Source organism: Endozoicomonas atrinae (assembly GCF_001647025.1).
GTDB classification, from domain to species: domain Bacteria; phylum Pseudomonadota; class Gammaproteobacteria; order Pseudomonadales; family Endozoicomonadaceae; genus Endozoicomonas; species Endozoicomonas atrinae.
The window spans coordinates 1-13,104 of the sequence record NZ_LUKQ02000159.1 but is presented as its reverse complement, the minus strand read 5'-3'; the positions used below and the strand labels follow the sequence as shown (position 1 = coordinate 13,104).

The 13,104-nt window shown below is 48.0% G+C and carries 10 protein-coding genes; 3 read left to right on the top strand and 7 right to left on the bottom strand.

The annotated features are described in order from the left end of the window. Positions 1-84 precede the first annotated feature (84 nt). The 6 genes from AK963_RS18815 to AK963_RS18790 form a co-directional block, all read right to left on the bottom strand. Positions 85-657 (bottom strand): DUF3332 domain-containing protein, encoded by a 573-nt coding sequence (locus AK963_RS18815; protein WP_066016978.1) that lies wholly within the window; start codon positions 655-657, stop codon positions 85-87. A gap of 188 nt (positions 658-845) precedes the next feature. Continuing rightward, on the bottom strand, positions 846-1,571 hold the full coding sequence (locus tag AK963_RS18810; protein WP_066016977.1) for a 16S rRNA (uracil(1498)-N(3))-methyltransferase: 726 nt from the start codon (positions 1,569-1,571) through the stop codon (positions 846-848). A 122-nt stretch (positions 1,572-1,693) separates the two neighbouring features. Next, the gene (gene metF / locus AK963_RS18805; RefSeq protein WP_066016976.1) at positions 1,694-2,554 is read right to left on the bottom strand and encodes a methylenetetrahydrofolate reductase [NAD(P)H]; all 861 of its coding nucleotides are present in this window, start codon (positions 2,552-2,554) and stop codon (positions 1,694-1,696) included. Between the two features lie 56 nt (positions 2,555-2,610). After that, positions 2,611-4,026, bottom strand: coding sequence for an adenosylhomocysteinase (gene ahcY, locus AK963_RS18800; protein WP_066016975.1), 1,416 nt, complete (start codon positions 4,024-4,026; stop codon positions 2,611-2,613). 509 nt (positions 4,027-4,535) lie between these two features. Further along, positions 4,536-5,699 (bottom strand): methionine adenosyltransferase, encoded by a 1,164-nt coding sequence (metK, locus tag AK963_RS18795; RefSeq protein ID WP_066016974.1) that lies wholly within the window; start codon positions 5,697-5,699, stop codon positions 4,536-4,538. 104 nt (positions 5,700-5,803) lie between these two features. Continuing rightward, entirely contained in the window at positions 5,804-6,766 is a 963-nt protein-coding gene (locus tag AK963_RS18790) for an ArsR/SmtB family transcription factor (protein WP_238593778.1), read from the bottom strand. A 289-nt stretch (positions 6,767-7,055) separates the two neighbouring features. On the opposite strand from AK963_RS18790, the gene AK963_RS18785 reads away from it, so the two are divergent. From AK963_RS18785 to AK963_RS18770, 3 genes are all read left to right on the top strand, one after another. Beyond that, positions 7,056-8,447, top strand: coding sequence for an Npt1/Npt2 family nucleotide transporter (locus tag AK963_RS18785; RefSeq protein WP_066016973.1), 1,392 nt, complete (start codon positions 7,056-7,058; stop codon positions 8,445-8,447). A gap of 201 nt (positions 8,448-8,648) precedes the next feature. Beyond that, positions 8,649-10,646, top strand: coding sequence for a transketolase (gene tkt, locus AK963_RS18775; RefSeq protein ID WP_066016971.1), 1,998 nt, complete (start codon positions 8,649-8,651; stop codon positions 10,644-10,646). Between the two features lie 428 nt (positions 10,647-11,074). Further along, positions 11,075-12,298, top strand: a complete 1,224-nt coding sequence (locus tag AK963_RS18770) for a Bcr/CflA family multidrug efflux MFS transporter (RefSeq protein WP_083232762.1) — start codon at positions 11,075-11,077, stop codon at positions 12,296-12,298. 300 nt (positions 12,299-12,598) lie between these two features. On the opposite strand, the gene AK963_RS18765 is transcribed toward AK963_RS18770, so the two are convergent. Then, positions 12,599-13,006 carry a GIN domain-containing protein gene (locus tag AK963_RS18765; RefSeq protein ID WP_066016970.1) on the bottom strand — a complete coding sequence of 136 codons (408 nt, stop codon included), beginning with the start codon at positions 13,004-13,006 and terminating at the stop codon, positions 12,599-12,601. Positions 13,007-13,104 lie beyond the last annotated feature (98 nt).

The following is a 13,104-nucleotide window of genomic DNA, read 5'->3' as shown; positions in this document are numbered from 1 at the left end:
ACCATTCGCACCGGAGTTAAACAGCTCAGAAAGGCTATGGGAGTGGATGCGGGAGCATGACTTATCAAACAAAGCATTTTCAGGTTATGAAAATATTGTAGATTGTTGCTGTGAAGCTTGGAATAACCTTTGCAGCGAAGCTGGTCGACTGTTCAGTCTGTGCTCCCGTGATTGGGCAGTTATACAGTAGTTAGAAAATTCAATTGGTATGACTTCCTCACCAGACTTTTCACCACGCATAATAGCCTGCTTACCGTCAGTGTAAGTCACTTGCATTTCAACAGTATTCTCATCAACCTGCTTGAAAGAAGCAGACGTAATACTGTCCAGAGGCACTTCAGTCATGGACTTATCAAGCTTGTGGTTGACCTTGAAGATAGCATCTACAGGCATATCAACAACTGCTGGAGACTTGCCAGTAATCGGGTTGGTACCGGTCCAGAACTCAATGGTATTGAAGATGAAGAAGTCTGCAGTGGCTGCAATGCCGTAAACAGGGCTGAGCAGCATGAACAGTCCGGCACGACCGTAACGGTTGTCGACAACAGACAGATTAGCCTTGGTCACCATAGCAGAGGTGCCCATCTGCCCCATACAGCCAGTCAGTGATGCTGCAAAAACAGCAACAGCCAGAGCTTTAATCGCCACCTTTTTCATGAATCATTTACTCCAAAACAGTCCAAAGCTGAATGTGCCGCGTGCTTGGGAACAAATAAGTAAAGAGCCTGGAAAAGCGGCCTTTTCATAACCAAAAGCTCTTAAAAAAAGGACGGCGAATTATAGGACTTTTACTCGAGCTGACCAGCTATTTACTTTCGCTACTTATACTGATCGTGTAGGTACTATTAATAATCTCCCCAGAGGTATTGCATCAGGGTAATAGCCACTATGGGTGCAGTCTCCGTTCTCAGAACACGGGGGCCTAGCGCCAGTGGATTGAAACGATAGCCCTCAGCCAACTCAATTTCCTGAGCAGTTAAGCCACCCTCCGGGCCAATCAGCAGAGATACCGACCCTGGCTGTTCAAAACCACTTAATTTCTCTCTGGTTCGATGATGAAGCACAAAGTTCAACTCAGTAGCTCGAGTGATGAGCCAATCTTCCAGCTTAACGGGCATATGTATTGTCGGTACGATATTACGGCCACACTGCTCACAAGCACTGATAGCTACCTGTTGCCAGTGTTTGACCCGCTTGTCCAAGCGCTCTGCATTCAGCTTCACCTCACAACGTTCACTCCATAATGGGGTAATCGATGTTACGCCTGCTTCCGTTGCCTTCTGAATGGCATAATCCATACGCTCACCACGGCTGAGAGTCTGACCAAGCTCGATAGTCAAGGGAGACTGCGCATCACCCTCTAAAAAGGATTCGATATACACCGTAACCGACTTTTTGCTAACGCTCTCTACTGTTCCCTGCCAAGCCCCTCCTTGGCCATTAAACAGAACCAAGGGCTCTCTAGGTCTCATTCGCAAAACACGACCGACATGATTGGCTGCACTTTCTGAAAGTTCGATGGAGCTGTCAGCCTGAAGCGGCTGCTCTGAATAAATACGAGGGTTTCTCATGGGAGTAATGTAGAGGAAGAGATTGTAATTAAAGAGGAATTATAAGCGCTTAACTACAGAGACCACAAAGCGTGCAAAAAAAATTTCCGCTCACTTTGTGGTCTCTATGGATGCAAAAAAAGTCAGGAAGCAGAAATACCGAGGTTATCGCAGATACTCTGACAGGGTGCTGCCTGATTAAGCGTATAAAAGTGCAAACCCGGAGCACCACCTTCCAATAACTTCTCACAAAGCTGGGTCACCACCTCTTCACCAAACTTTTTAATACTGGTGATATCATCACCATAGGCTTCCAGTTGCTTACGAATCCATCTTGGGATCTCAGCACCACAGGCATCAGAAAAGCGAGCCAATCGGGTATAGTTGGTAATCGGCATGATTCCGGGAATCACAGGAACATCAATTCCCAGTGAGCGAGAACGCTCCAAAAAATAGAAATAGCTGTCAGCATTAAAGAAGTATTGGGTAATCGCCGAGTTCACACCTGCATCCACCTTACGCTTGAAGTTTGCAAGATCCTTTTCCATATTCGGTGCCTGCGGGTGAACTTCCGGATAAGCGGCAACCTCTATATGGAAGTGATCTCCAGTTTCAGTCCGAATAAACTCTACAAGCTCATTGGCATAACGCAGCTCGCCACTGTCACGCCCCATACCTGAAGGAAGATCGCCTCTCAGGGCAACAATACGCTCAACTCCCTGATTACGGTAAAAGTCCAGTAACTCTTTAATCTGCTCACGGGAGTCACCAACACAGGAAAGATGCGGAGCCGTCGCTATACGAGTTTGGTTCTGAGTAGAAAGCACGGTTTCAAGAGTTCTATCACGTGTTGAACCACCAGCCCCGTAAGTCACCGAGAAAAATTCCGGTTGGTATCGGGCCAGATTGAGAGCATTCTGCTCAAGCTTCTGGGCACCCTCTTCTGTTTTGGTAGGAAAGAACTCAAAGCTGATAGGAGTGTTATTGGTTATTGTATTTGCCATGGTATTCACCAGCAGAAGTAGCTGACTGATAAGGCACCAGCCAGCTAAAGAAACTTTTAGTATTTGTAATCGTTACTCTTGAATGGACCATCAACGGGCACGTTGATGTAGTCAGCCTGGTCTTGAGTCAGCCGTGTTATGACACCACCAAAACCTTCCACCATATAAGCAGCAACTTCTTCATCCAATTTCTTTGGCAGTACAGTTACCGCCAGTTTTTGTGACTTTTGATCTGCTGGCAGGTTTGCAAATCCAGCCTCGAAAAGATGAATCTGAGCCAGAACCTGGTTGGCAAAAGAACCGTCCATGATACGCGACGGATGTCCAGTAGCATTACCCAGATTAACCAGTCGCCCTTCGGAAAGCAGTATCAGATGATCATTGGAAGAACCATCCCGAATGATCTTGTGTACCTGAGGCTTGACCTCTTCCCAGTCCCAGTTATCCCGCATGAACTGAGTATCTATCTCGGTATCGAAATGTCCGATGTTACAAACTACACAGCTACTTTTCAGGGCCTTCAGCATATTGCGGTCACAGACATGAACGTTACCAGTGGTCGTCACCAGCAAATCAGTGGTGGCCAGTAGTGCCTTGTTGATGGAAGCTTCAGTACCGTCGTTAGCGCCATTGATATAGGGTGAAACGACCTCAAAGCCATCCATACAGGCCTGCATGGCACAGATCGGGTCAACTTCCGTCACCTTTACAATCATACCTTCCTGGCGAAGGGAGGCTGCAGAACCTTTACCTACATCACCGTAACCAACAACCAGAGCTTTCTTGCCCGCCAGCAGATGGTCGGTAGCCCGCTTGATGGCATCATTCAGAGAGTGGCGGCAACCATACTTATTGTCATTTTTACTTTTGGTAACCGCATCATTGACGTTGATCGCTGGTACTTTCAGAGTGCCTTTTTCCAGCATTTCCAGAAGCCGGTGAACTCCGGTTGTAGTCTCTTCAGAAATGCCATGAATGTTATCCAGAAGTTCAGGGTACTTGTCGTGTAATAGCAGTGTCAGGTCACCACCGTCATCCAATACCATATTGGCATGCCAGGGCTTGCCTGCACCATCGAGAATCGTCTGCTCGATACACCACCAGAACTCTTCCTCTGTCTCCCCCTTCCAGGCAAACACAGGTATGCCCGCAGCAGCAATAGCCGCAGCAGCATGATCCTGAGTCGAGAAAATGTTACAGGAAGACCAGCGTACTGCAGCCCCAAGCTCCACCAGGGTTTCAATAAGTACAGCAGTCTGGATGGTCATATGAATGCAACCCATGATCTTCGCGCCTTTCAGCGGCTGATGATCACGGTATTTGGCTCTAATCGCCATCAAAGCAGGCATTTCGCCTTCGGCAATCTGAATCTCACGCCTTCCCCAGTCCGCAAGGGAAATATCAGCTACTCGATAGTCCTGAGTCGTGGCGGAGCCTTGAAAATCAGCAGTCAAATCAGGGTTAGCACTCATAAACCGTATCCCACTCTGCGTATTATCCGAATTATCGTAAAGTCTAGCAGTGGCAACAATCTATATCAATAAATTTTGATATAGATAAATTGTATTAGATTTATTTACACGCAGGAAAATCCAGAAGAAAGGAATTAGCGGAGAGAGTGTTACCACTGACCTACTGGCAACAGCTCCTGCATCCATACAGTCGTGTGTAAAAGCCAGATTTAGCCATTTTTTATACTGCCTTCTAGTTAAATAGAACCACTATTCGCCTCAGATCAGCATAAATGCTGGCTCAAACCGGACTTCTTCTTGCTACAGTCGGCCAATTCCGACAGGCTCCCAGTACCCCGCCTGTCTGCCTTTGATACGTTCAGTGGCTTGTAAAGCAGTCATATACAAGGTGGTCTTGTGTAGGAATACCGGGGTCTTTCAAACAAGGCCAACGCAGGCAGACGGGGTACTAGTATCGAGAAAAACCTTATAGAAAAAAGGCAGCCAACTGGCTGCCTTAAGAAGGGAAATTAAAGGCCTGCAGCCTTGCGGATCTGTTCCGCCTTGTCGGTGCGCTCCCAGGTAAATTCAGCCTCTTCACGGCCAAAGTGGCCGTATGCAGCTGTGGCCTGATAGATTGGACGCTTGAGATCCAGCATTTTCACCAATCCACCTGCACGCAAATCAAAATACTCCCGAACCAGCTCAACGATACGATCATCTGATACCTTACCGGTTCCAAAAGTATTAATGGAAATAGAGGTAGGCTCAGAAACACCAATGGCGTAGGAAACCTGGATTTCACAACGATCAGCCAAACCTGCGGCAACAATGTTCTTGGCAACATAACGACCAGCGTAGGCTGCAGAGCGATCAACCTTAGACGGATCCTTACCGGAGAACGCACCACCACCATGACGAGCCATGCCGCCGTAAGTGTCCACAATAATTTTGCGCCCGGTCAGTCCGCAGTCACCAACTGGACCACCAATCACAAAAATACCAGTCGGGTTAATATGATATTTGGTCTCTTCATGGAGCCAACCTTCCGGAAATACAGGCTTGATAATCTGCTCCAGCACTTCCCGGCGAATTTCATCCAGAGAGACATCTGGAGAATGCTGGGTAGAAAGCACAACAGCATCAACACTCTGAACTTTACCATTCTGGTCGTAACGCATCGTTACCTGACTCTTTGCATCAGGACGCAACCAGGGTAAAACGCCATTTTTACGCAACTGAGCCTGGCGCTTAACCAGCTCATGCGCATAATAAATGGGGGCAGGCATCAGCACAGGCGTTTCATTGGTGGCATAACCAAACATCAGGCCCTGATCACCAGCGCCCTGTTCGTGCTCATCGGTTTCATCAACACCAACAGCAATGTCCGGGGACTGCTTACCAATCGCATTCAGAACCGCAACACATTCTCCATCAAAGCCCAGATCCCCATGGTTGTAACCAATACCTGTGACAACGTTGCGAACCAACTCTTCGATATCAACATAGGTCGAAGTTCGAACTTCACCGGCGACAACCACCATACCGGTTTTCACCATGGTTTCTACAGCAACGCGTGCTTCTGGGTCATCCTTGATGATAGCGTCCAGAATGGCATCAGAAATCTGGTCAGCAATTTTGTCTGGATGCCCTTCAGATACCGACTCCGATGTGAATAGCGAATACTCAGACATAGCCGTTTTACCCTCTTGAAAAAATTTAGTACGCCTCTTTAATTCTATGAAACTGTCTTTTCATAAAATAAGCTCTTGATGTGAGGCGTTGCCCAGATCATCGTTTACTCGGAAAGAAAGAAACGTCGGACCTGGATTTGAAAACCATTACGCAACCCCAGATACTGGGATTCACCGCTGATCAATCCCGCTTTATCCGCCCATTGAGCCAGCTCTTCTGCACTGAAACCAAGCCACAGGTCTCCACAGGAATCTCGAACCCAGTCCTGGTCATGATGACTGAGTTCACTGATAAAGAGACTCCCACCAGTCTTCAATAGTCGGGAAGACCAGTTAAAGATGTCAGCAGGGCTTGGAACATGATGCAGCACCATATTGATGACGATACAGTCAAATGCGCCAGTCATATTGCTCAGCGACTGGATTTCTCCATGAACAAAGTAGACATTGCCAATGCCTTGCTGCTTAGCCAGCTCCCGGGAGTAACTCAGCATTTTTTCCGAGTTATCCAGTGCGTAGACCAGCTTGAATACCGAAGCGAGCGTTGGTAGAAAGTTTCCCTCTCCAGGACCAAGCTCAAGGGCAAGGCTCTGCTCAGGAAAGTCCGTAGCCGCAATAAGGTCAGCTACAGTTTCAGCATAGAGCTGGTGCTCTGCAATCAGTTCCTGGTGCTGACGAAATTCTTCTGTATTTCGGGCAAAGAATGCCTGAGACAGTTCGGATCGCTGCTGGCGAATAGCCTGCAGCCGCTCGGCAAGATCATCTGGTAGCTGTATACCATCCACAGCCTGAAGCAAAGAGCGTACCACCCCTTCAAGATGCCCCGCAGATGGGGGCAGGGCCCGACGATAAAAAACCGTGTTCCCCTCTTTGCGGGTGGAGACTAGCCCTGCCTGAGACAATACCTTCAAATGATGACTCATGGCTGGCTGACGCATATCAAACACACCACTCAGCTCCAGCACACCGAGAGATTCTGTGCTCAAGACCCTCAGGATCTGTAATCTCAGAACATCGCCACTGGCTTTGCTCACCACAGCCAGCTGCTCAAAAGCATCCGTCAACACAAGTCATCCTTTCCAATCACCTAGGGGGCGCAGTAAATCATTGACTCATTTACTGGGATATTCCAACAGAGAAGTTTAGCAAGAGCCAAAATCTATATCAAAATATTTTTATATACAATCAATAGACACAAGAGATCTAATCTCTGCACTATATTTATGCAGCACTCTCTGCGCCCAAATCAAAGCAACCTGTTGAACATCAGGACTTGGAAGTAACAGCGGGAGGTAGGAAAGTACGCTGCATATGACTAAAACTTTATTCAGGGACGCTGCTGGCAATTCAAATTCAATGCTTTATCTGCAAATTGCCATGATGTCCTGCTGTATCTTCAATTTTGACATACTCTGGAATCTGAAAGAGTCTTTGTTAATCACCCGACTGGGAGCGGAAGTCATTCCCTTCATCAAGCTGGGCGTAGTCATGCCTGTCGCTTTCATTTTTTTAATAACCTACAGTTTTCTGGCTAACCGGCTCAGTAAACGTACTCTCTTTGCCGTTGCATTAACCCCTTTTCTGATCTGGATGCCGCTGTTTTCCATGGTTATTTATCCAAACCTGGAGTCTTTCGCCCCCACAGCAGCTCTTGACCTGCTCTCCCCGATCATCCCCGAACACCTTCAATTCATCGTAGGCATGGTGCATTACTGGCCCCTGACGCTGTTCTTTGCTCTGGCGGAACTCTGGGGGTCTGCAGTCATTTGCATCCTGTTCTGGACAGCCGTAAATGATTTCCACAATACAAAGAGTGCCACCCGGCAATATCCCCTGATCACGATGATCGGAAGCAGCGCATCCATTATTTCAGGCCCTCTGCTTTACTACTGTGTTTCCAGAGAAGTCCTGTCACCTGGTTCAGGCTGGCAGGAGAGTCTTAAGACCTTATCATTCCTGTTCGTGCTTTTTGGGCTGCTAATTCTGCTGCTTAATGAATACTGCTACCGATTAACTCCGAAAAAGCTTGCCGATCCTGCCAACCAGGCACACACAACAACCAACCTGCCTTTGATGGCCAGCGCACGATACCTGTTGCGCTGCCCATACCTGGCCAGCATTGCACTGGTTATGCTGGCTTATTGCGTCGCCATTAATATGGTGGAACTGGCATGGAAAAGCCAACTGGTTCAGCAGTACCCCAGTGAGGCTGACTATTCGATGTTTATGGGAAAGGTTGCCTTGATTAATGGCATAGGCAGTCTCATATGCGGCCTGTTAACACCAACCCTGTTAAACATCAGCTGGTGGGCTGCCGCTTTCGCTACGCCAATCATTCTAACAGCAACTGCTCTTCCTTTTTTTCTGCTGGCCATGTTCCAGAAGTCGCAGATCAGCTTTTTCGGCATATGTTGTGTTGACCTGCCCATGATCGGCTTACAGATAGGCATGTACTGTCATGCCCTTGGAAAGTCGGCAAAATATACTCTGTTTGATGCAACCAAGGAAATTACCTTTGTTCCTCTTGATGCTGAGCGAAAGTACAAAGGAAAAGCGGCAATTGAGTTAGTGGTTAGCCGTGTTGGCAAATCAGGCAGCTCTTTTTTTCAACAGATCTTAATCACACTTTTTGGTTCACTAAGCCTTGCCATGTCCTGGCTGGCCGGGGCTTTTATACTGGCCATCGCCCTGTGGCTGGTCGCTATCAAGCATCTTGGAAGACACTATCACGAACGAACGGATCTCTAGAGGGTTATCTCAATAACCATGTATACGAAGTCTATTTGTGCTGGAAACGGTTGTTTATCAGCCCCCATAAATCCGTTTATGACCATGCAAATACTGAAGAGCTTGTAACGTAACTGTGCATATTGTTTTAAGTTTGTGCGTGAAGGCTTTAAAATAGCGCACGAATTTAAACAGACTGGATTCCCAGGAGCAAAGATTCCCATGTCCTCACGTCGTGAGCTTGCCAATGCCATCCGCGCCCTCAGCATGGACGCCGTACAAAAAGCCAAATCCGGTCACCCCGGCGCCCCAATGGGTATGGCGGATATTGCTGAAGTACTTTGGCGCGACTACATGAACCATAACCCCACCAATCCTGAGTGGGTCGATCGTGACCGGTTTATTTTGTCGAATGGCCACGGCTCCATGCTGATCTACTCTCTGCTGCACCTGACCGGGTACGATTTAAGCATTGAGGATCTGAAAAACTTCCGCCAACTGCACTCAAAAACCGCAGGTCACCCCGAGTACGGCTATGCGCCAGGCATTGAAACCACGACAGGCCCTCTGGGTCAGGGTATCGCTAACGCAGTAGGCATGGCCGCTGCAGAGAAAGCGCTGGCCGCCCAGTTTAACAAACCTGGCCATGATATTGTTGACCACTACACCTATGCCTTCATGGGTGATGGCTGCATGATGGAAGGGATTTCCCACGAAGTATGCTCACTGGCAGGCACCCTCGGGCTGGGCAAACTGATCGCATTTTACGATGACAACGGCATCTCCATTGATGGTGAAGTGGAAGGCTGGTTCACCGACGATACGGTCAAGCGTTTTGAAGCTTATAACTGGCATGTCATTCCTGCTGTTGATGGTCACGATGCTGAAGCCATTAAAGCGGCTATTGAATCCGCCCGTGCAGAAAAAGATAAGCCAACGCTGATCTGCTGCAAGACCATCATTGGCTTTGGCTCACCGAATAAAGAAGGTAAGGAAGACTGTCACGGCGCGCCACTGGGCGATGAAGAAATCAAGCTGACCCGTGAGCGTCTCGGCTGGAACTACGACTCTTTTGAAGTACCTTCAGATATCTACAGTCAGTGGAATGCCAAAGAGGCCGGAGCAGCAAAAGAAACTTCCTGGAACGAGAAATTTTCTGCCTACCAGGCTGAATACCCTGAACTCGCCGCTGAATTTACTCGTCGCCAGAAAGGTGAACTGCCTTCTGACTTTGCGGAAAAATCCTCTGCTTACATCAAGTCCTGCCAGCAGGAAGGTGAAAAAGTCGCCAGCCGCAAAGCATCCCAGAATACCCTGAACGCTTACGGCCCAATGCTTCCTGAACTGCTGGGTGGTTCTGCAGATCTGGCCGGTTCCAACCTGACTCTCTGGAGTGGCTCCAAAGGCATTAAGCGTGAAGACGCTGATGGCAACTACCTGTTCTACGGTGTTCGTGAGTTCGGCATGACCGCCATGATGAATGGTATTGCCCTGCACGGTGGCTTTATTCCTTACGGAGCAACCTTCCTGGTCTTCATGGAATACGCCTGTAACGCCGTTCGCATGGCCGCTCTGATGAAGCAGCGCTCTATTCTGGTTTACACCCATGACTCCATCGGCCTGGGTGAAGATGGTCCAACCCACCAGCCTATTGAGCAAATTGCCAGCCTGCGCATGACACCAAACATGAACGCCTGGCGCCCATGCGATACGGTTGAATCAGCCGTGGCCTGGAAGCACGCCATTGAACGTATTGATGGCCCAAGTGCACTTATCTTCTCCCGTCAGGGCCTGCCATGCATGGCAAGAACCAATGAGCAGCTAGCCCAGGTAGAGCGTGGTGGATACATTCTGAAAGATTGCGAAGGCACTCCAGAGCTGATTCTGATTGCCACCGGTTCAGAAGTTGAACTGGCCATGAACGCCGAAGCAGCACTCTCTGAACAGGGGCGTAAAGTACGTGTTGTATCCATGCCATCTACGGATGTATTTGATGCCCAGGACGCCGAGTACAAGCAGTCTGTTCTTCCTCTGGAAGTACCTTCACGCATTGCCATTGAAGCAGCGGCTGCAGACTTCTGGTACAAGTACGTTGGACTGGATGGTCGTATTATTGGCATGACCACCTACGGTGAGTCCGCCCCGGCTGAAGACCTGTTCCCATACTTTGGCTTTACCGTTGAGAACATTGTCGCTGCAGCAGAAGAACTGCTCGACTAATCAATCAACAAAGCCCACCTCATCAAAAACGGCGATAGACGTAAGTCTATTGCCGTTTTCTTTAGCGAATACCGATCTAGGCATTACTAAGGTGTAAATTCTTGGTAAGTACTATTTGTACCAGTGTACTCATCTATTTATCACTTATGGCTTTTATGAAAGAATTGTTAATAGCCGTATAAACTATAAATCGATGTAGCCACCTTCTTCGCTATTAACTCCTGGATTTAGCGGACAAGACTCTCCCTCACAAATGACACACCAGTGTCGTACATATCAAAAGGCACTACAGCGGTTCGGCTCTTAAGTCAGAAGTACTGGCTATCACACAATTTTTATGTAAATGCAGCCACCGCCATTTCGGGACGAAAAATCTTCTTGAAGCCTATAGGAAGGCTCTTGGCTGCCCGAAAATATGAGCCTGAAAAATGACAACTTCAACCATGGACAGGAGTGAACGCTTATTCCTGATTCTTACCCTTGGGGCCCTGACAGCCCTTGGGCCTTTAGCCATTGACCTTTATTTACCAGCCATGCCAGCCATCGCTAAAAGCATGGGTGAGCCTCTTAGCCGGATACAGTACACACTGAGCGCCTATACCATTGGCTTTGCGATCAGCCAGTTGGTTTATGGTCCCTTATCGGATCGATTTGGCCGCAGAACGGTCATGTTCCCCGGAATCATCTTCTATATTCTGACCAATATTCTTGCTGCACTGTGCACCAATGCCACCCAGCTGATTATTGTGCGGGTACTGCAGGCGATGGCCGGAGCGGCAATCATGGTTACCATTCCAGCCATGATTCGGGACTTATTCCCCAGGGAACAGGTGGCAAAAGCACTGTCGTCCATTCTTATGGTCATGACCGTGGCGCCATTGGCTGCACCTCTTATGGGTGGACAGATTCTCAAGTTCTTTGGCTGGCAGAGCCTGTTTATCTTTCTGGCAATTACCGCCTGCCTGTCATTAATTCTGGCATTTTTCCGGGTCAAGGAGACACTGCCAGATGAAGATCGACTTATGGTTTCTCCAATACAGCTGGCACTGAACTACTCCAACATCCTGAAAAACCGGGAAGCGATTGGTTGTATCCTTTGCCATGCCTTTTTCTTTGGTGGCATGTTTGCGTTTATTTCCGGCTCTCCCTTCGTGTACATCGAGCTGTTTGGCATACCCGCTGAACAGTATGGGCTTCTCTTTGCCATTAATATCCTGGCCATGGGAGTCACCAATATGGTGAATATCCGCCTGGTTGAACAATTCAAACTGTTTACGATCCTTCGAGCTGGCAGTTTAATTGCAGCAGTCTCTGCTCTCCTGCTCTTACTCAACACAGTCACCGACTTTGGCAGTCTGCCCGGTCTAATGATCCCAATTGCCTGCTATATCGCCTGTATTGGCTTCACAGGCCCAAACTCCAATGCCTTGGCCCTGTCTCACTTTCCAAAATCAGCGGGTTCTGCAAATGCTCTGGCAGGAGCACTGCGTTTTACGATGGGAGGTATTGCCTCTGCACTGGTAGGCTATCTTCATGATGGTACTGCTATACCCATGGCAGCCGTTATGGCTGGTTGCGGAGTACTCTCTGTTGCTTCCCTGCTACTGGTAAAGAAAGAAGGGGAAATAGAAGAACCGTTACCTGTAGGGTAAGAGGCGAATATCAAAGCTGGAAAAATAGCATTGTTAACGTCAAACGGGCTATTTCAGCGTTCAATAGCCCCCTTCATGGACGCTGAAATAGACCTCTTCACCCCCATTTACGATCAGTTCTGTTCAAAATATTTCTACAGGCCTTAATAGCTTCATCGGCTTTTAACAGCCGGTCTTGCAATAGGTCATGGGCATTAATCAGCAAACCAAGAGGACCTCGTCTAACGGTGGAGCACAAAGCATCAAAAATAGCAGCGTTGGTTTGCCAAAACCAATCACAACAGTGGGCTACCTTCCCATTCAGGAAAGTGGAGCCAATGGCACCACTTTCCCTAAATCGGAAACTTTCGCATCAACCATTGGCTGCCCGCGATATTCAAGCCTTCCAAACGAGGACACGGATGCATTAAGACGTTCCTCACAAGAAACTTCTGCCTTACCTGATGATATTATCTCTGCTGTGCTTTGTGACGTTCTTAGATTTCCAGCCTTCAAAAACCCGTGATCCGAAATATTTATGTTGTGTGTTTTTGCATCACCAGAAATTTCAGCCCTTGCACAATCGCTGATGTCAGTTTTTAAACTCTGAACATTCACATCACCTTCAAAGGTAGCAAATCCCGATACATTGATCCTGAGATTATCCTGATTAATCCTATCCACCGCTATAATGCGAGTAATACCAATTTCATTTTCAAAATATGTCACGAATTCTGCGATTGCCTTTATACTTTAAATAGCCTGTTGTTCATCCCGTTAATGTCATGCCTAAAACTCCCGATTTTCCTGAAAACTTTCACGATGCA